The organism is Luteimonas sp. A537 (assembly GCF_054052065.1).
The window spans coordinates 71,857-89,195 of sequence record NZ_JBSVRH010000004.1 but is presented as its reverse complement, the minus strand read 5'-3'; the positions used below and the strand labels follow the sequence as shown (position 1 = coordinate 89,195).

At 69.2% G+C, this 17,339-nt stretch carries 17 protein-coding genes; 9 read left to right on the top strand and 8 right to left on the bottom strand.

The window, feature by feature from the left end:
- Positions 1 to 13 precede the first annotated feature (13 nt).
- From ACW7GZ_RS11175 to ACW7GZ_RS11145, 7 genes are all read left to right on the top strand, one after another.
- Positions 14 to 607: an RNA polymerase sigma factor gene (locus tag ACW7GZ_RS11175; protein WP_457002138.1), complete on the top strand. Its 594-nt coding sequence runs from the start codon at positions 14 to 16 to the stop codon at positions 605 to 607.
- The gene (locus ACW7GZ_RS11170) at positions 604 to 1,278 is read left to right on the top strand and encodes a hypothetical protein (protein ID WP_457009236.1); all 675 of its coding nucleotides are present in this window, start codon (positions 604 to 606) and stop codon (positions 1,276 to 1,278) included. The genes ACW7GZ_RS11175 and ACW7GZ_RS11170 overlap by 4 nt, the downstream gene beginning before the upstream one ends.
- A 16-nt stretch (positions 1,279 to 1,294) precedes the next feature.
- Positions 1,295 to 2,179, top strand: coding sequence for a DUF4097 family beta strand repeat-containing protein (locus tag ACW7GZ_RS11165; RefSeq protein ID WP_457002135.1), 885 nt, complete (start codon positions 1,295 to 1,297; stop codon positions 2,177 to 2,179).
- 139 nt (positions 2,180 to 2,318) lie between these two features.
- Positions 2,319 to 4,211 (top strand): ABC transporter ATP-binding protein, encoded by a 1,893-nt coding sequence (locus ACW7GZ_RS11160; protein WP_457002133.1) that lies wholly within the window; start codon positions 2,319 to 2,321, stop codon positions 4,209 to 4,211.
- Positions 4,212 to 4,438: 227 nt separating this feature from the next.
- Positions 4,439 to 5,248: a ferredoxin--NADP reductase gene (locus ACW7GZ_RS11155; RefSeq protein WP_457002131.1), complete on the top strand. Its 810-nt coding sequence runs from the start codon at positions 4,439 to 4,441 to the stop codon at positions 5,246 to 5,248.
- A gap of 75 nt (positions 5,249 to 5,323) precedes the next feature.
- Entirely contained in the window at positions 5,324 to 5,746 is a 423-nt protein-coding gene (locus ACW7GZ_RS11150; RefSeq protein ID WP_457002129.1) for a universal stress protein, read from the top strand.
- Between the two features lie 140 nt (positions 5,747 to 5,886).
- Positions 5,887 to 8,097 (top strand): M3 family metallopeptidase, encoded by a 2,211-nt coding sequence (locus ACW7GZ_RS11145; protein WP_457009620.1) that lies wholly within the window; start codon positions 5,887 to 5,889, stop codon positions 8,095 to 8,097.
- Positions 8,098 to 8,156: 59 nt separating this feature from the next.
- Here the strand turns inward: ACW7GZ_RS11145 and cfa are convergent, their stop codons facing one another.
- The 6 genes from cfa to ACW7GZ_RS11115 form a co-directional block, all read right to left on the bottom strand.
- Positions 8,157 to 9,287, bottom strand: a complete 1,131-nt coding sequence (gene cfa / locus ACW7GZ_RS11140) for a cyclopropane fatty acyl phospholipid synthase (protein WP_457009234.1) — start codon at positions 9,285 to 9,287, stop codon at positions 8,157 to 8,159.
- Positions 9,288 to 9,360: 73 nt separating this feature from the next.
- A complete protein-coding gene (locus ACW7GZ_RS11135) occupies positions 9,361 to 10,218 on the bottom strand; it encodes a DUF3298 domain-containing protein (RefSeq protein ID WP_457009232.1) in 858 nt (285 codons plus the stop codon).
- Between the two features lie 132 nt (positions 10,219 to 10,350).
- Complete coding sequence (locus tag ACW7GZ_RS11130) at positions 10,351 to 10,560, bottom strand: cold-shock protein (RefSeq protein WP_343254799.1); 210 nt, start codon at positions 10,558 to 10,560, stop codon at positions 10,351 to 10,353.
- Positions 10,561 to 10,815: 255 nt separating this feature from the next.
- Positions 10,816 to 11,529 carry a pseudouridine synthase gene (locus ACW7GZ_RS11125; protein WP_457002123.1) on the bottom strand — a complete coding sequence of 238 codons (714 nt, stop codon included), beginning with the start codon at positions 11,527 to 11,529 and terminating at the stop codon, positions 10,816 to 10,818.
- Positions 11,530 to 11,602: 73 nt separating this feature from the next.
- The gene (locus ACW7GZ_RS11120) at positions 11,603 to 11,881 is read right to left on the bottom strand and encodes a GNAT family N-acetyltransferase (protein ID WP_457002121.1); all 279 of its coding nucleotides are present in this window, start codon (positions 11,879 to 11,881) and stop codon (positions 11,603 to 11,605) included.
- A 12-nt stretch (positions 11,882 to 11,893) separates the two neighbouring features.
- Positions 11,894 to 12,856, bottom strand: a complete 963-nt coding sequence (locus ACW7GZ_RS11115; RefSeq protein WP_457009618.1) for a histone H1-like repetitive region-containing protein — start codon at positions 12,854 to 12,856, stop codon at positions 11,894 to 11,896.
- 63 nt (positions 12,857 to 12,919) lie between these two features.
- On the opposite strand from ACW7GZ_RS11115, the gene ACW7GZ_RS11110 reads away from it, so the two are divergent.
- Positions 12,920 to 13,105 carry a hypothetical protein gene (locus ACW7GZ_RS11110; RefSeq protein WP_457002117.1) on the top strand — a complete coding sequence of 62 codons (186 nt, stop codon included), beginning with the start codon at positions 12,920 to 12,922 and terminating at the stop codon, positions 13,103 to 13,105.
- A gap of 1 nt (position 13,106) precedes the next feature.
- Here the strand turns inward: ACW7GZ_RS11110 and ACW7GZ_RS11105 are convergent, their stop codons facing one another.
- Positions 13,107 to 13,709, bottom strand: coding sequence for a rhomboid family intramembrane serine protease (locus tag ACW7GZ_RS11105; RefSeq protein ID WP_457009616.1), 603 nt, complete (start codon positions 13,707 to 13,709; stop codon positions 13,107 to 13,109).
- Between the two features lie 11 nt (positions 13,710 to 13,720).
- Positions 13,721 to 15,358 (bottom strand): POT-type proton-dependent oligopeptide transporter, encoded by a 1,638-nt coding sequence (locus ACW7GZ_RS11100; protein ID WP_457009230.1) that lies wholly within the window; start codon positions 15,356 to 15,358, stop codon positions 13,721 to 13,723.
- Between the two features lie 119 nt (positions 15,359 to 15,477).
- On the opposite strand from ACW7GZ_RS11100, the gene ACW7GZ_RS11095 reads away from it, so the two are divergent.
- Complete coding sequence (locus ACW7GZ_RS11095) at positions 15,478 to 17,304, top strand: M14 family metallopeptidase (protein ID WP_457009228.1); 1,827 nt, start codon at positions 15,478 to 15,480, stop codon at positions 17,302 to 17,304.
- Positions 17,305 to 17,339 lie beyond the last annotated feature (35 nt).

The following is a 17,339-nucleotide window of genomic DNA, read 5'->3' as shown; positions in this document are numbered from 1 at the left end:
CATCCGACTGGGTATGCTCGACGCCGCCATGACCGACAGCCTGCAAACCCCGGCCGCCTTTGATGCCGGGGACAGCGACCACGCCCTGGCGCTGGCCGCGGCCGGCGGTGACGTGGCCGCGTTCGAAGCGCTGTATCGCCGCCATGCGGCGCGCGTGCACGGCGTGGTGCTGCGCCTGGCCGGCTGGCAGCATGCGCGCGCCGAGGACCTGGTGCAGGAGACCTTCCTCCGCGCTTGGCAAGCGCTGCCGCAGTGGCGCGGCGAGGCCGCCTTCGGCACCTGGCTGCACCGGTTGGCGGTGAACACCGCGCTGATGGACCTGCGCGCACGCCGCGCGCGCCCGGCACTCGACGGTGACGACGACGGACTGCTCGACGAGCTGCCCTCGCCCGGCGCGCCCGGACATGGTCCTGCCATGGCGATGGACCTCGCCCGCGCCGTCGCCACGCTGCCGCCGCGCGCACGCGCCGTGCTGGTCCTGCACGACATCGAAGGCTGGACCCACGGCGAGATCGGCACCGCGCTGGACATGGCGACGGGCAGCTCCAAGGCCCAGCTGCACCGTGCGCGCGGGCTGCTGCGCGCCCGACTCGGAGACATGACATGAGTACGAACACGCACCCCGGTGGCCAGGGCGGGACCGGTCCCGCACTGCCCCGCGACCTGGCCGCGCGCCTGCGCGGATTGCGCGAAGACGCCACCCCGGAGCGCGACCTGTGGCCCGCGATTTCCGCCCGACTGGAGCCACGGGGACCGCTCTGCGACGCCCGTCACGCCGGCGCTGCGGGGGACGTCCGCGTCGCGACCTCCACCACGCCGGCGGCATGCACGCAGTCGGCACCGCCTGCGCCCACGCCGCCAGCCGCGCAGCGCAGCGACCGACGCCGCCACCTGCGTCGCCGCAATGCCGCCTACGCCAGTGCCGCCGCGGTGGTGCTGGCAGTGGCAGCAGGCTGGCAGCTGCTGCCGGTGCGGGTTGCGGTCGACCCGCCGGCCAACGGCCCCACCAATGTGGTCGCCACCGGCGCCGCGGCCCTCGCCACGAGCCCGCTGCTGCGGGCCGCCGACGCGCTGGCCCGCGAATACCAAGGCGCCCTGCGCGAAGTCGAAGCCACCGGCACCGGCAGCGCGTCTACGCCCGGCCTGGACGCCGAACTCGACCGCAGCGCCGCCGAAGTGCGCGCCGCGCTTGCCCGTGATCCCGACGCGCTGCACCTGTTCCACCGGCTGCAGCACATCTATGCCCACCGCCTGGCGCTCAGCCTGCGCCAGGCCTGACCCGAGGAGTTCCCACATGACCCGTCATCTCATCATCGGCCTCGCGCTCGCCGGCCTTGCCGGCCCGCTGCTCGCCGCCACCCCGATCAACGAAACCCGCCCGCTCGACGCCCGCGGCGAAGTCGAGGTCTCCAACCTCAAGGGCCAGGTCGAGGTCCGCACCTGGGACCGCAACGAAGTCCGCATCACCGGAAGCCTGGGCGATGGCGTCGAGCGCCTGGAGATCGACGACGGCGGCCACAAGCTGTCGGTGCGCGTGCGCTATCCGCGCAACGGCCGCGACAGCGAACCCACGACCCTGGTGCTGGAAATCCCGCGCCAGGCCAGCCTCGACGTCGATTCGGTCGCAGCCAGCGTCGATGTCCAGGGCGTGGCCGGCGACGATCTGGAAATCGACAGCGTCAGCGGCCGGGTGACCGCGGTCGGCGCACCGCGCAAGGCCAGCATCGAAAGCGTCAGCGGTGACCTGAAGCTCAATCTCAACAGCCGCGAGGTCGATGTCGAGAGCGTAAGCGGCAAGGTCGCCCTGCGCGGCCGCATCGCCGGCCATATCGACGTGGAAACGGTGTCGGGCGATATCGATATCGACACCCGCGGCGAGCGCCTGGCGCGGCTGGAAAGCAGCTCGGTATCGGGCGATTCCAGCATCAGGACGGCCATGGCCGATGGCGGCCGCTTCAGCTTCGAGTCGGTCAGCGGCGACGTCCGCCTGGCACTGCCGGCCGGCGCCTCGACCCGGGTCGAGGCCAAGACCTTCAGCGGCGACATCGACGCCCCCGGCGCCGACGTCGTGCGCAAGCGCGTGGGCCCCGGCGCCAGCCTCGAGCACCGCTATGGCACCGGCAGCGGGTCGGTCACGATCGAGACCTTCTCCGGCGACGTGGAGCTGCAGCTCGACTGACAGCTGTTTGTGGGAGCAGCTACAGCTGCGATCCGCGCCGCCTGCCCTGTGCCGCAGAGCGATCACGGCTATAGCCGCTCCCAGAGGTTCGCGGCGCGCGCTGTAGCGGTCTGCACAAGGGTCGGGGCAAGATGGCGCGATGTCGACCGTCGCCAGCGCCGCCCGCACCCCATCATCCCCGCCTGATCCACAGGCGGGCCGCCCTTCGCTTCGCGAACGGCTCAGCGCGCTGCGCAACCTGCCGCCGTTCCTGCGCGAGATCTGGCGCACCAGCCGGGCACTGACCATCACCACGCTCGGCCTGCGCCTGCTGCGGGCGGTGCTGCCGGTGGCGATGCTGTACCTGGGCAAGCTGATCATCGACGAGGCCATCCGCCTGGTCGGCACCGGCGTGGTCGGCGACGGCTTCGCCGAGGCCTGGCGCACCGGCCAGCTCGACTACCTGGCGCTGCTGCTGGCGGCCGAGTTCGGCCTGGCGATCGGCTCCGACCTGCTCGGGCGCGTGGTCTCGTACTGCGACCAGGTGCTGTCGGAGATGTTCACCAACGCCGCCAGCGTGCGCCTGATGGAACACGCGGCGACCCTGGACCTCGAGGACTTCGAGGATCCGGAGCTCCAGGACAAGCTCGACCGCGCGCGGCGCCAGACCATGGGCCGGATGAACCTGATGGGCCAGCTGTTCGGCCAGGCCCAGGACATCGTCACCATCATCAGCTTCTCCGCCGGCCTGATGATCTATGCGCCCTGGCTGATCCTGCTGCTTGCCGTGGCGCTGATCCCCGCCTTCGTGGGCGAGTCGCACTTCAACGCGCTCAACTATTCGCTCAACTTCCAGTGGACCGCCGAGCGCCGCCAGCTGGAGTACCTGCGCCAGACCGGCGCCAGCGTCGACACCGCCAAGGAAGTGAAGATCTTCGGCCTCCACCACTTCCTGGTGGAGCGCTTCCGCACGCTTTCGCAGGCCTTCCTGGTCGCCAACCGCAAGCTGGCCCGCCGGCGTGCCTTCTGGGGCACCCTGTTGGCCGCGCTCGGCACGCTCGGCTATTACGTGGCCTACGCCTACATCGCCTGGCGCACGGTGCACGGCGATTTCAGCATCGGCGACCTGACCTTCCTCGCCGGCAGCTTCCGCCGCCTGCGCCAGCTGCTTGAAGGGCTGCTGGTGGGCCTGTCGCAGGTGGCCGGGCAGGCGATGTTCCTCGACGACCTGTACTCGTTTTTCGACATCGAGCCGGAGATCGTGTCGAAGCCGGGGGCATCGGCCATCCCTCGCCCCATCTCCAGCGGCTTCGTGTTCGAGAACGTCGGCTTCCGCTACCCCGACGCCGCCCGCTGGGCGCTGCGCGGCGTCGAATTCGAGCTGCGCGCGGGCGAAGTGCTTGCCCTGGTCGGCGAGAACGGCGCAGGCAAGACGACCCTGGTCAAACTGCTCTCGCGCCTGTACGACCCCGACGAGGGCCGGATCCTGCTCGACGGCCGCGACCTGCGCGACTACGACCTCGACGACCTGCGCGCCAACATTGGCGTGATCTTCCAGGACTTCGTGCGCTTCCACATGACCGCGGCCGAGAACATCGGCGTCGGCCAGATCGACGCCATGGACGACCGCGAGCGCATCGAGACCGCGGCGCGCCGCGCGATGGCCGACGAGGTCATCACCGGCCTGCCCCGCGGCTACGACCAGGTGATCGGCCGCCGCTTCAAGACCGGCGTCGACCTCTCCGGCGGCCAGTGGCAGAAGGTCGCCATCGCCCGCGCCTACATGCGCGATGCCCAGGTCATGATCCTGGACGAGCCCACCGCGGCGCTGGACGCACGCAGCGAGTACGAGGTCTTCCAGCGCTTCCGCGAACTCTCCGACCAGCGCACCACGGTACTGATCTCGCACCGCTTCTCCAGCGTGCGCATGGCCGACCGCATCCTGGTGATGGCCGACGGCCTGATCGAGGCCAGCGGCACCCACGAAGAACTGATGGCCGCCGGCGGCCGCTACGCCGAACTGTTCGAACTGCAGGCCGCCGGCTATCGCTGACACCCCACCACCGATCCACTGTGGCAGCGGGTTTGTGTGGCAGCGGCTATAGCCGCGAGAAGGCCCGTTCGCCGCATACGGCAGCTCGGGCATCTTGGTCTTCGCTCCGGACACATGGTTCGATCGCCGCTATAGCGGCTCCCACTGGGGGTCCGCCGGGGTCGGGGCAAGCGGCAGGGCCTGAGCGTACAATAAGCGGGTTTCCTTCCCCTCCGGCCCAACACAGCATGTCCTCAGCGTTTGGCACCGAGACGGTGCTGGACGTCCGTCACTGGACGGACGACTACTTCAGCTTCACCACCACCCGTGACGACGGCTTCCGCTTCGACAACGGCCAGTTCGTGATGATCGGCCTGCCCGTCGAACAGCCCGACGGCAGCACGAAGCCGCTCATGCGCGCGTATTCGATCGCCAGCGCGAACTGGGAAGAGCAGCTGGAGTTCTTCAGCATCAAGGTCGCCAACGGACCGCTGACCTCGCGCCTGCAGCACATCCGGCCCGGCGACGACGTGCTGATCGGCCGCAAGCCCACCGGCACCCTGCTGATCAGCGACCTGCACCCCGGCCGCAACCTGTACCTGCTGGGCACCGGCACCGGCTTTGCGCCGTGGCTGTCGATCATCAAGGATCCGGAGACCTACGAGCGCTTCGAGCGCGTGGTGCTCTGCCACGGCGTGCGCAGCGAGGCCGACCTCTGCTATCGCGACTACATCGTCAACGAGCTGCCGCGCCACGAGCTGCTCGGCGACATCCTGCGCGAGCGCCTGCTCTACTACCCGGCGGTCACCCGCGAGGACTTCGTGTTCGACGGCCGCCCCCACCGCGGCCGCTTGACCGACCTGATGGCCACCGGCCAGATGATGGCCGACCTCGGCCTGGACGCGCTTGATCCCGCACGCGACCGCGCCATGATCTGCGGCAGCCCGGGCATGCTGGCCGACTTCCGCGCGCTGCTCGATGGCCGCGGCTTCAAACCGTCGATGCGCATCGGCGTGGTTGGCGACTATGTCTTCGAGCGGGCCTTCGTCGAGAAGTGAGCCGCCGGCGCCATGCCCCGGCGCCCCGCACCGCGTAGAATCCCGCCATCACGCACGAATCCCGAGGAAATCCGCATGAAGATCCTGGTCGCCGTTGACGGCAGCGACATCAGCGTCCGCGCCGCCAGACACGCCAACACGCTCGCCAGGAGCCTGGCCAAGCCGGCGAAGATCTTCCTGGTCGCGGTGGATGCCGCGCCCTTCCCCGGCGTCGTCACCCGCATCGGCAGGGAGGCGATGGATACGATCCACGCCGAGAACCACCAGCGCATGCTCGCCCCGGCGCGCAAGGCGCTGGCCCGAAGCAAGGCCGACGTGCGCGAACTGGCCGTCGTCGGCGAGCCCTCCGAAGCCATCCTCGCCGCGGCGAAGGACACCAAGGCCGACATCGTGGTGATGGGCTCGCACGGCCGCGGCTCGGTCAAGGGCATCCTGCTGGGCTCGGTGTCGAGCAAGGTCATCGCCCAGAGCGAGCTGCCGGTCACCATCGTCCGCTGAGCGCGCTCCTGTGGGAACGGCTATAGCCGCTCCCACAGGCAGTGCGGCATGGACCATGCCTTTCGTCAGGGGGAGCTCCCGGGCGGGCGGGGTACCCTAGGGGACTCAGTCCCGCAAGGAAACGCCCGATGAAGCATCCGCTGTCGCTCGCCCTGGCCATCGCCATCGCCGGTGCAGGCATGTCGCCTGCCCTCGCCCAGTCCACCACCGATGCGGAAGCCGCCGTGTCCGCCAGCGCCGCTGCCCTCAAGGACAATCCCTTCGCGGCGAAGAGCACGCTGCCACTGCAGTACCCGCACTTCGACCTGATCCGTGACGAACACTTCGCCCCCGCCTTCGAGGCCGGCATGGCCGAGCAGCTCGCCGAGGTCCGCGCGATCGCCGACAACCCGGAACCGCCGACCTTCGAGAACACCATCCTGCCGCTGGAAACCAACGGCAAGACCCTGGGCCGCGCGATGCGCGTGTTCTTCAACCTGGTCGGCACCGACACCAACGACGCGCGCAAGAAGCTGCAGGCCGACTATTCGGCGAAGTTCGCCGCCCACCGCGACGCCGTCTCGCTGGATCCGAAGCTGTTCGCGCGCATCAAGGCCCTGCATGACGCCCGCAGCACCCTGGGCCTGGACGCCGAAGGCGTGCGCCTGGTCGAGGAGTACTACAAGGACCTGGTCCGCTCCGGCGCCGCGCTCGACGAGACCCAGAAAGCGCGCCTGAAGGAAATCAACTCCGAACTGGCGACCCTGGGCACGACCTTCAGCCAGAACGTGCTGGCCGAGGTCAACGACTCCGCCGTGGTGGTCGACACCGCCGCCGAGCTGGAGGGCCTGACCGATGAGCAGGTCCGCGGTGCCGCCGCCGCAGCGACCGCGCGCGGCCACGAGGGCAAGTACGTCGTCACCCTGCTCAACACCACCGGCCAGCCGCCGCTGTCGCAGCTGGCCAACCGCGAACTCCGCGAACGCATCCACAAGGCCTCGGTGGTCCGCGGCGCGCGCGGCAACCAGTGGGACAACACCGCCCTGGTCGCAAAGGTCCTGAATCTGCGCGCCGAGCGCGCGAAGATGCTGGGCTTCGAGACCTATGCCGACTACGTGCTCGACGGCGAAACCGCCAAGACCACCGATGCCGTCAACGCCATGCTCGGCCAGCTGGCCCCGGCCGCCGTCGCCAATGCCCGCGCCGAGGCCGGCAAGCTCCAGGCCATGATCGACGCCGAACAGAAGGCCAAGGGCGAGCCCACCTTCCAGGTCGAGCCCTGGGACTGGGCCTATTACACCGAGAAGGTGCGCAAGGCCGAGTACGACTTCGACGAATCCCAGCTCAAGCCCTACCTGGAGATGAAGAGCGTGCTCGAGGACGGCGTGTTCTACGCCGCCACCCAGCTCTACGGCATCACCTTCAAGGAGCGCACCGACCTGCCGAAGTACCACGAGGACACCTGGGTCTACGAGGTCTCCAACGCCGACGGCAGCCAGCTCGCGTTCTTCATCTTCGATCCCTACGCGCGCGACTCCAAGCGCGGCGGTGCGTGGATGAGCGGCTACGTCTCGCAGTCGGAGCTCGAGGGCACCAAGCCCGTGGTGGCCAACCACCAGAACATCCCCAAGCCCGAGGCCGGCAAGCCGACCCTGCTGACCTGGGACGAGGTCACGACCATGTTCCACGAGTTCGGCCATGCGCTGCACGGCATGTTCTCGGACGTGAAGTACCCCTACTTCTCCGGCACCAGCGTGCCGCGCGACTTCGTCGAGTTCCCCTCGCAGGTCAACGAGATGTGGTCCGACTGGCCGTCGATCCTGGCCAACTACGCCAAGCACCACGAGACCGGCGAGCCGATGCCGCAAGCGCTGCTGGACAAGGTGGTCGCGACCGCCAAGTTCAACCAGGGCTTCGCCACCACCGAGTACCTGGGCGCGGCCATGCTCGACCAGTACCTGCACCAGCTGCCGGCCGACAGGCTGCCCGAGGCCGGCGACATCCTCGCCACCGAGGCCGCCGCGCTCAAGGCCGCCGGCCTGGACTTCGCCGCGGTGCCGCCGCGCTACCGCACCACCTACTTCAGCCACATCATGGGTGGCTACGCGGCCGGCTACTACGCCTACATCTGGTCCGAGGTGCTCGACGCCAACACGGTGGCCTGGATCGAGGAGAACGGCGGCCTGACCCGCGCCAACGGCGACCGCTTCCGCGCCACGCTGCTGTCGCAGGGCGGCAGCAAGGACGCGCTGCAGCTGTTCACCGACTTCTCGGGCAAGACGCCGGACATCAAGCCGCTGCTGGTGAAGCGTGGCCTGGATGCCACCACCGAGGACGGCGCCCCGCCGGCCGGGACCACCCAGCAGGATTGACCCATCGCTTCCCCCGCTCCGGCGGGGGAAGTTCTTTCCGGGGTCGCCGCACCCGCCCCTCAGCGCGCGGCGACGATGCCGCCGGGAATGCCCTCCGGTGACATCAACACCTGCCACAGCTGGGTACGGCGCATCCGGAAGCCCGCCATCGAACAGCCCAGGTAATAGCGCCACATGCGCCGGAAGCGCTCGTCGTAGCGGGCTGGCAACCGGTCCCACGCGGCCTCGGCGTTGTCGCGCCAGGCCTGCAGCGTCAGGTCGTAGTCGGCGCCGAAGTTGTGCCAGTCCTCGATCACGAACAGGCCTTCGCTGGCCACTGCCAGCTGCCGCGCCGAGGGCAGCATCGAGTTCGGGAAGATATGGCGCGCGATCCAGGGGTCGGTGCGGCGACGCGAGGCGTTGCCGCCGATGCTGTGCAACAGGAACAGGCCGTCGGCGGGCAGCAGCGAGCGCACCAGGTCGAAATAGCCGCGGTAGTTGCGCAGCCCCACGTGCTCGAACATGCCGATGGACAGCACCCGGTCGAAGCGTTCGCCGCGGAGCGCGCGGTAGTCCTGCAGGCGGAACTCCAGCGGCAGGCCGTCGCACAGCGCTTCGGCGAAAGCCTGCTGCTCCCGTGAGATGGTCACCCCCACGCCGCTGACGCCATGGCGCTCCGCGGCGAACTTCAGCGCTTCGCCCCAGCCGCAGCCGATGTCGAGCACGCGCATGCCCGGCCGCAGGCCGAGCTTGCGACAGACCAGGTCGAGCTTGGCTTCCTGGGCGGCGTCGAGCGATTCCGCCAGCCTGCCGTCACGGTCATGCCAATAGCCGCAGCTGTAAACCAGGCGGCGGCCGAGCATGGCCCGGTACAGGTCGTTGCCGAGGTCGTAGTGGCGTTCGCCCACCGCGTAGGCGCGCCGCCCGAGCTGCAGGTTGAGCAGGCGCGCGGCGGCGGCGTCGCGGAGGTCGGCCAGGCCGGGCGCACGGCGGTCCAGCCCTGCTGCGAGCAGGCGGCCGATCAACTGGTCCAGCGAGGGCGTGTCCCACCACCCATCCATATAGGACTCGCCCAAGGCCAGCGAGCCCCCGGCCAGCAGCCGTGCCGGCAGCCGGGTGTCGTGAACCCGCATGTCCCAGGGCCTGTCGCCGCCAACGCGGACGTCGGCGGAAGCCAGCAGGCCATGGACGCGTTCCTGGATCGGATGCATCACCGCCCCCGAAATGGCCCGGGACGATGCTAGCGCCTGGCGGCGGCGGGGGCCAATCCCGGCCCCGCGCCGCTCAGTTCGCGGCGAACAGGCCCCGGTATGGCGGTGAGACATGCGGCAGCAGCACGCTGGCCGGCACGTCGACCGTCTGCACACCATCGGAGTACGGTCCCACCTGATAGGGCGGGAACACGAAGCGCAGCCCGCGCAGGCGGCCGTCGCCCCCCGGGAGCGGCTCGAAGTGGGCGAAGTTGGCCACCTCCGGCCCGGTGCCTTCATCGATCATGCGACCAACGCTGCGCTGCAGGCGCGCACGATCATCAGGCTCGAGGTTCGCATCGGCATCCAGGCGCTGCGAGAGCGCCCCGTGCAGGGACTCGCGCACGAACGCCGAGACATCGTTCCAGGCATCCGGACCTTCGAGCAGGGCCTCCGCGCGGAGCATTTCATTGCGCCCGGGCAGCCACACGAAACGCGCGACCAGCGGATTGCCGTGGGCTCCGCCGGTATAGCTGGTGCCGGTAGCCTGCACCGCCACCACCTCGGGCGACTCCATCACTATGTCGAATGGCAGCGACAGGTCATAGGGGGCGCCGGCGCCGGGGGCGTCGGGGTCCCGCGCTGCAACCGCTTCCATCAGGTCGGCGCGGGCCGCATCCGCATACCGTCCAAGCTCCGCCGCCAGCCCCGGATGGCGATTGATGCCTGGCGGGTAGCTGATGCCGATGATGTAGCGCGGGTCGGACTTCATCACGTCCTCGAGCACCCGCGGCTCTTCGCCCCGGGCATCCGGGTCGGTGATGGCGGCAGCCGGATCCGGCGCCGGGCCGCTCACGGCGCCCCCCGGGACCTCGGCCTCGCGACGGCAGCCGGCCGCAGCCAGCGCCACCACCAGTATCAGCGGCACGATGCGACAAGAGCGATGAACCATCTGGAACCCCCCGTTCAGTCCGTGGAAGGGCACAGGCTAACGACCCGGGCGTGATGCCGGCGCTTACGCCCCGGACACGAAAAAGCCCCGGACGTTGCCGTCCGGGGCTTCTGATGCAGCGATGTGCGGACCTTAGATGGCCTGCACTTCGTCGGCCTGCAGGCCCTTCTGGCCCTGCACAACCTTGAACGAAACCTGCTGGCCTTCCTGCAGCGACTTGAAGCCGGTGCCCTGGATCGAACGGAAGTGGACGAACAGGTCCTGGCCGCTCTCAGGCGTGATGAAGCCGAAGCCCTTGGCGTCGTTGAACCACTTGACGGTGCCGGTCTGACGATCGGACATGGTGTTACTCCTTGAACAGTTTTGAAATGACACGGTCCGCAAGCGGATCCGAGACTGCGAAGCAAGGGGTAGCACAGGAACGATGGAGCGGATCGTCGGAAGCTGGCGCAAACGCCTTGTAACCTTGGATCTACCGCACCGGAGCCACGATGTACCGTGATCCCGCTTTGAACAGTGGGCGAACCATACCGCAAATTCGATTGCAAATGTGAACGGCGTGTACCGTTCGTCGTCGACTGCCCCCGGATGGACCGTCTACCAGGCGTCCTGCTGCGGCAAAAGGACCGTCAATTCGGCGTCGCTGAGGTTCCGCCAGCGCCCCGGCTTGAGGTGGCCAAGCTGGACCGGACCCACGCGCACCCGCACCAGCCGCTTCACCCGATAGCCGAAATGCGCCGCCATCAGCCGCACCTGCCGGTTGAGCCCCTGCACCAGGGTGATCCGGTAACCGAAGCGGCCAAGCTTCCGGGTCCGGCATGGCAGGGTTGTCTCCCCGTGGACCGGCACCCCGCGGGCCATGCCGCGCAGGAACTCGTCGGTGACCGGGTTGTTCACCGCCACCAGGTACTCCTTCTCGAGCTTGTTTTCCGCACGCAGCACGGCGTTGACGATGTCGCCGTTGCTGGTCATCAGGATCAGGCCCTCGGAATCCTTGTCCAGGCGCCCGATCGGGAAGATGCGCTGCTGGTGGCCCACGAAATCGACGATATTGCCGGCGACCCCGGACTCCGTGGTGGAGGTGATGCCCACCGGCTTGTACAGGGCGATGTACACGTGCTTGCGCTTGCCCGGCGCAGTGCCGCGCGGGCGCAGCGGCTGGCCGTCTAGCAGGACCGTGTCGTCCTCGCCGACCTCGGCGCCGATCCGCGCACGCATGCCGTTGACGGTGACCCGGCCCTCGCCGATGAGGCGGTCGGCCTCCCGACGCGAGCAGGCGCCGGTTTCGCTGATGTGCTTGTTGAGGCGCATGGCCGCCGACACTGACCGAGGTTGAAAAGGGGCGCAAGTCTGGCAGATCACGCGTCAGCGCGCCCGATGCGTTTCAGCCCAGCAAGTCGGCATGCTCCGGATGGCGACCTGCCCAGGCCTCGGCGTAGGCGCAGAGCGGGCGGACCTTCCAGCCCTCGGTGCGGGCGTGGTGGAAGGCGGCTTCCACAAGCTTGCCGGCGATGCCGCGTCCGCCAATGGCCTCGGGCACCCGGGTGTGGGTGATGTGCATGAGACCATCGGCCATCTCGTAGTCGAGGTTGGCCACATGGCCGTCGACCTCGGTCACGAACCGGCCCGGGATGCCGTGGTGGGTGATATCCAGGGTCCCCATCGCAATCACTCCTCAGTCGGTGTCGCCACGGCCATCGCGCTTGCCCTGGTTATGGCGATCGGTGGTGGACATGCTGCCGTGGATCGAAGCCATCCGCGACTCACCCGCATGCAGGTCCTGCGCCTTGCTCGCTGCCTGTGGCGACTGGTAGCCGGGCTGCGGAACATGGTCGGCAACCGGGTCGAGCGACTGCCAGGGCTGGGGTGAACGATCGCGCTCCTGCTTTTCCTCGAGCAGCTTGCGGGTGTTCGCGAGCGCGCGCTCGGGCGAAACCTTCTTCGCGGTGGCCTTCTTCGCGGTGGCCTTCTTCGCGGTGGCCTTCTTCGCGGTGGCCTTCTTCGCGGTGGCCTTCTTCGCGGTGGCCTTCTTCGCAGTGGCCTTCTTCGCAGTGGCCTTCTTCGCAGTGGCCTTCCTCGCGGTGGCCTTCTTCGCGACGGCCTTCTTCGCGACGGTCTTTTTCGCGACAGCTTTCTTCACGACGGTCTTTTTCGTGACGGCCTTTTTCGTGGCGGCCTTCTTCGCCACCACTACCGGCGCGTTCCTGCGGGCTTCGACGAAGCGCCCCAGGATCTCGGCCAACAGTTCTTCCTTGCGTGCGGTCCTTGCCGCGACGCCGCCCGGGCCGGCCGCCTTGCTGTCCCCGCGCTTGCGTGCAGCGAGGCGCTGACGCTTCAGCAGGTCCCGGGCCCGGTCACGCGAGGCGCGTGCGCGCGTCGCGCGGCCGGCCAACGCCGCCCGGTCAAACCCGCGCAGGGCGTTGGCCCGGCTGTCGTCGTACAGGCGCATCTCGGCCTTGTTGAGCAGTTCGGTCGCCTGGGCGCGGGTAAAGGCCATCTGATTTCTCCATTTGGTGACGGGTTCATGGGTATCACGGAATGGATTCAGGCGCGGTGAGTGCCGCCGGCCCGGGTCACTGCCCGCCGGCCCGGGTGCGCTTGTGACGGGAAGCGTCACCCCCGCCTGCGCCGTGGCCATCGCGGCCACGACTGGCACGGTTGATGCATGCAGTCCAGCACGCAGCCCAGATGGAGAGCCACCATGCACGCCACCACCGACACGCGCGCCGCGCACGAAGCCGTCACCCGGCTGTTCGACCTGTCCCGCTCGGGCGAGGTCGACAACGTCGAGTTCAACCAGCTCGATTCGCTGGTCTACGCACGCCTGCTCCAGGCCTACGACTGCGACCAGGCCGGCATCGGCGCCGGCAGCGAATCGATCTCCTGACTCAGGACATCGGCGACATCAGCCGCGCCAGGAAGACCTCGACTACGCCCGGCTCCATGATCACCGTGAACAGCAGGCCGTAACCCGCGCCCCACAGGTGGGCGCTGTGGTTGACGTTGTCGCCGCCGCGGCGCTCCATCCAGATCGAATAGCCGACGTAGAGCACGCCGTAGACGATCGCCGGCACCGGGATGAAGAACACGAAGATCAGCGCCCAGGGCTGCACCAGGATGAAGGCGAACAGCACCGCCGACACCGCGCCCGAAGCACCGAGGCTGCGATAGCCGGCATCGTGGCGATGGCGCAGGTAGGTGGGCAGGATCGCCACCACGATCGCCGACAGGTAGAACAGCGCGAACCCGAGCGAACCGATGTAGGGCGCGAACATCCGTTCGACGTAACGCCCGAAGAAGAACAGCGTGACCATGTTGAACAGCAGGTGCTGCCAGTCGGCGTGCACGAAGCCGTGGGTCACCAGGCGGTCGTACTGCTTGTGGCGTTCGATCGCCGGCGGCCACAGCAGCAGGCGCTCGAGCAGGCGCCGGTTGCCGAAGGCCTGCCACGACACCAGTACCGTCAGCGCCAGGATCACCAGGGTGACCATGCCCCCGCCGCTCACGCCGCCACTCCCGCGGACACGCGGTAGTTGTCCTGCATCGGGTACCTGCGCGCATAGGCCGCGAACGCCAGCGCCGCCAGGAATGCGAACACGGCGAAGAAGAACATCAGGAAGGCGTTCTCGCTCAACCCGGTGGAGGCGATGGCGGACGTCACCGCGTCGTTGCGCACGCCGGCGTTGGTCAACAGCACCCACAGGCTGCCGAAGGTGCTGGTCAGGTACCAGAAGGCCATGATCACGCCCTTCATCGCCTGCGGCGCCTGGCTGTAGGCGAACTCGAGCGCGGTGGCCGAGACCAGCACCTCGCCGAAGGTCAGCAGCAGGTAGGGCAGGCTTTGCCAGGCCAGCGAGACCTCGGCGCCGCCGTCGAGCCACAGCTGCAGCACCCCGGCCGCGATCCAGGCGATGCCCGAGAACACGATGCCCCAGCCCATCCGGCGCAGCGCGGTCACGGTGAAGCCCATCCGGCGCAGCAGCGGGTACAGCACCAGGTTGTTGAACGGGATCAACAGCATCACCAGCAGCGGATTCAGCGCCTGCATCTGCGCCGCCTCCTTGATCAGCCAGCTCGGCCACCACCAGGCCTCGTGCGGGATCAGCATGGTGTTGCCCTGGATGATCCAGGTCGAGGCCTTCTGGTCGAACAGCGACCAGAACGGGGTCACCAGCGCGAATACGATCAGGATGCGCAGCACCGCGCGCACGCCGTCGACCGCCGCGTCCGGGTGCAGGCCACGCGCGCGCTCGAGCTGCAGCGAGGCGCCCCAGCCGACGCAGGCGATCACCACGCCCAGCGCCAGGCAGGCGGTGATGACGAAGCCGAAGGAATCCGGCCAGGGCAGCGGCACGCCAATCGCGTCCAGCGCCCACAGGGCCAGCATCAGCACCGCGAGCGTGATGCCCGCGCGCGCGATCAGCGTGCCGGAGCCGCCCTGCCCTGCGCTGCCCCGCAGCGCGGTGCGCACGACGTTGAGGAAGGAATCGGGATCGCGCCCAGACGGCGGCACGTTGACGTACTCCTTGCGGCCCAGCCAGAACACGACGGTGGCAATGAGCATCAGAACGCCCGGCACGCCGAAGGCCACCGCCGGCCCGTAGCTGCGCAGCAGCAGCGGCGCCAGCAGCGAGGCGAAGAACGAGCCGAAGTTGATGATCCAGTAGAAGGCGTCGAAGACCACCTTCGCCTTCGACTTGTTGGTCTGGTCGAACTGGTCGCCGCAGAACGAGACCACCAGCGGCTTGATGCCGCCCGAGCCCAGCGCGATCAGGAACAGGCCGGTGTAGAAGCCGTTGCGGCTGTCCTCGAACAGCGCCAGGCAGGCGTGGCCCGCGACGTAGATCAGCGAGAACCACAGCACGGTGTTGTACTTGCCGAAGTAGCGATCCGACAGCCAGCCGCCGAGCAGCGGGAAGAAATACACGCCGATGACGAAGCTGTGGAAGATGTCCTTGGCGGCGCCCTCGCGCTCCGGGCCCGCGGGCAGGTAGGCCAGCAGCATCGAGCTGATCAGGAACGGGATGAGGATGTTCCTCATGCCGTAGAAGCTGAAGCGCTCGCAGGCCTCGTTGCCGATGATGTAGGCGATCTGGCGCGGCATCCTGCCGGCGTCGGGGGCAACGGGGGCGTGGCTCATGCGGTGTGGCCGATTTGCGGTCGAAGCCGCGAAGGCTAGCGTATCCGCCGCGGGCGCGCTTTGGCCGAAAGGCATGGACGCGGCATCATGGGCGCCCGTCGCCACCCCGGCCCGATTCCATGTCCCGATCCAGGATCGCCGCAATGCCGCTGTGCCTGCTGCTCGCGCTGTCGGCTGCCACTGCGGCCGCCACGGCGGGCACCACCGCAATCGTGGGCGCGCCGCGCCCTGCCGCCGCGGCAGCGCCGCCCCTGTCCACGGTCGCCGAACAGTCAGGCTTCGTGCGCACCGGCCGCTACGACGAGGTGCTCGCGCTGTGCGCCGGCTTCGCCACGCGGTATCCGGAAGCGGTGCATTGCATCGACTTCGGCACCACGCCCGAAGGACGGCCGATGAAGGCGCTGGTCGCCTCGCGCAGCGGCGCGCTGACGCCGGAGGCCGCGCGCGCGGCCGGGCTGCCGGTGCTGCTGGTCCAGGGCGGCATCCACGCCGGCGAGGTCGATGGCAAGGACGCCGGCTTCCTGGCCCTGCGCCAGGCCCTGGACGGCGAGGCCGCGCCGGGGGCGCTCGAGCGGCAGGTGCTTGTGTTCGTGCCTGTCTTCAACGCCGACGGCCACGAGCGCTTCGGCGCCTGGAACCGGCCCAATCAGCGCGGCCCGGAGGAAATGGGCTGGCGCACCACCGCGCAGAACTACAACCTCAACCGCGACTACCTGAAAGCCGATGCGCCGGAGATGCGCGCGATGCTCGGCCTGGTCGAGGCCTGGGACCCGATCGCCTACGTCGACCTGCACGCCACCAACGGCGCCCAGTTCGAACACGACGTCTCGGTGCAGATCGAACCGCTGCACTCCGGCGATGCCGCGCTGGCCCGCGCCGGCCTGGCCCTGCGCGACGGCCTGCTCGACGGCCTGGCGGCGCAGGGTTCGCTGCCCCTGCCCTTCTATCCCTCGTTCGAGGTCCATGACGACCCCAGCTCGGGCATCGTCGACGGCGTCTCCCCGCCGCGCTTCTCGCACGGCTATTTCCCGCTGCGCAACCGCTTCGGGATCCTGGTGGAGACGCATTCCTGGAAGGAATACCCGGTGCGCGTCGGCATCACCCGCAACCTCGTGGTCGGGATGCTTGAGCAGACGGCCGCACACGGCCGCGAGTGGCTGGAGGTCGCGGCCGCGGCCGACGCCCGCGCGACGCGGCTCGCGGGGCGGACGGTGCCGCTGGACTACGTCGCCACCGACCGTGTGCGCACCGTGGACTTCCGCGGCTACGCCTGGACCCGCACGCATTCCGACGTGTCCGGCGCGCTGGCCACGCGCTACGACGAAGCCACGCCGCAGGTCTGGAAGATGCCGCTGCGCGACGAGATCGTGCCCGGCCACAGCGTGGTCGCGCCCGGCGCCGGCTATCTGGTGCCGGCGCGGCACGCGGGCCAGGTCGCGCGCTGGCTCGACGTCCACGGCGTCGACTACCGCCGGGTGGCCCGGCCGCTCGCGGGCGCCGCCATCGAAACGTTCCGCACCGAGGCGCCGCGGCTGGCCGCGACCTCGAGCGAGGGCCGCCAGCGCCTGGGCGTGGATGGCGCGTGGCGCCCGGAAACCCGCGACCTTGTCGCCGGCGCGCTGTTCGTGCCCATCGCCCAGCCGCGCGCGCGCCTGGTGATGGCCATCCTCGAACCGCAGGCACCGGACTCGATGGCGGCCTGGGGCGAGTTCAACAACGCCTTCGAACCCAAGGAGTACATGGAGCCCTACGTCGCCGAAGCCGTCGCGCGCGACATGCTTCGCGATCCGGTGGTCCGCGATGCCTTCGAGCGCCGCGTGGCGGAAGACGCGGAGTTCGCGGCCAGCCCGCGGGCACGGCTGGAGTGGTTCCATCGCCGCCACTCAAGCTGGGACGAGCGCCTCGGGCTTTACCCGGTCTTCCGCACCGACACGACGCCCGACTGACCGGCTGGCCGCATGCAACGCGGCGCGGCCCGGCG

Excerpts from the sequence above, each read along its gene's own strand:
- ACW7GZ_RS11105 (WP_457009616.1), bottom strand. The coding sequence starts at position 13,709 with ATGGTCACCCTGGTGATCCTGGCGCTGACGGTACTGGTGTCGTGGCAG.
- ACW7GZ_RS11160 (WP_457002133.1), top strand. The coding sequence starts at position 2,319 with ATGTCGACCGTCGCCAGCGCCGCCCGCACCCCATCATCCCCGCCTGAT.
- ACW7GZ_RS11130 (WP_343254799.1), bottom strand. The coding sequence starts at position 10,560 with ATGTCCGATCGTCAGACCGGCACCGTCAAGTGGTTCAACGACGCCAAG.
- ACW7GZ_RS11110 (WP_457002117.1), top strand. The coding sequence starts at position 12,920 with ATGCACGCCACCACCGACACGCGCGCCGCGCACGAAGCCGTCACCCGG.
- ACW7GZ_RS11150 (WP_457002129.1), top strand. The coding sequence starts at position 5,324 with ATGAAGATCCTGGTCGCCGTTGACGGCAGCGACATCAGCGTCCGCGCC.
- ACW7GZ_RS11170 (WP_457009236.1), top strand. The coding sequence starts at position 604 with ATGAGTACGAACACGCACCCCGGTGGCCAGGGCGGGACCGGTCCCGCA.
- ACW7GZ_RS11135 (WP_457009232.1), bottom strand. The coding sequence starts at position 10,218 with ATGGTTCATCGCTCTTGTCGCATCGTGCCGCTGATACTGGTGGTGGCG.
- ACW7GZ_RS11115 (WP_457009618.1), bottom strand. The coding sequence starts at position 12,856 with ATGGCCACGGCGCAGGCGGGGGTGACGCTTCCCGTCACAAGCGCACCC.
- ACW7GZ_RS11095 (WP_457009228.1), top strand. The coding sequence starts at position 15,478 with ATGTCCCGATCCAGGATCGCCGCAATGCCGCTGTGCCTGCTGCTCGCG.
- ACW7GZ_RS11125 (WP_457002123.1), bottom strand. The coding sequence starts at position 11,529 with ATGCGCCTCAACAAGCACATCAGCGAAACCGGCGCCTGCTCGCGTCGG.
- ACW7GZ_RS11120 (WP_457002121.1), bottom strand. The coding sequence starts at position 11,881 with ATGGGGACCCTGGATATCACCCACCACGGCATCCCGGGCCGGTTCGTG.
- ACW7GZ_RS11165 (WP_457002135.1), top strand. The coding sequence starts at position 1,295 with ATGACCCGTCATCTCATCATCGGCCTCGCGCTCGCCGGCCTTGCCGGC.
- ACW7GZ_RS11175 (WP_457002138.1), top strand. The coding sequence starts at position 14 with ATGCTCGACGCCGCCATGACCGACAGCCTGCAAACCCCGGCCGCCTTT.
- cfa (WP_457009234.1), bottom strand. The coding sequence starts at position 9,287 with ATGCATCCGATCCAGGAACGCGTCCATGGCCTGCTGGCTTCCGCCGAC.
- ACW7GZ_RS11155 (WP_457002131.1), top strand. The coding sequence starts at position 4,439 with ATGTCCTCAGCGTTTGGCACCGAGACGGTGCTGGACGTCCGTCACTGG.
- ACW7GZ_RS11100 (WP_457009230.1), bottom strand. The coding sequence starts at position 15,358 with ATGAGCCACGCCCCCGTTGCCCCCGACGCCGGCAGGATGCCGCGCCAG.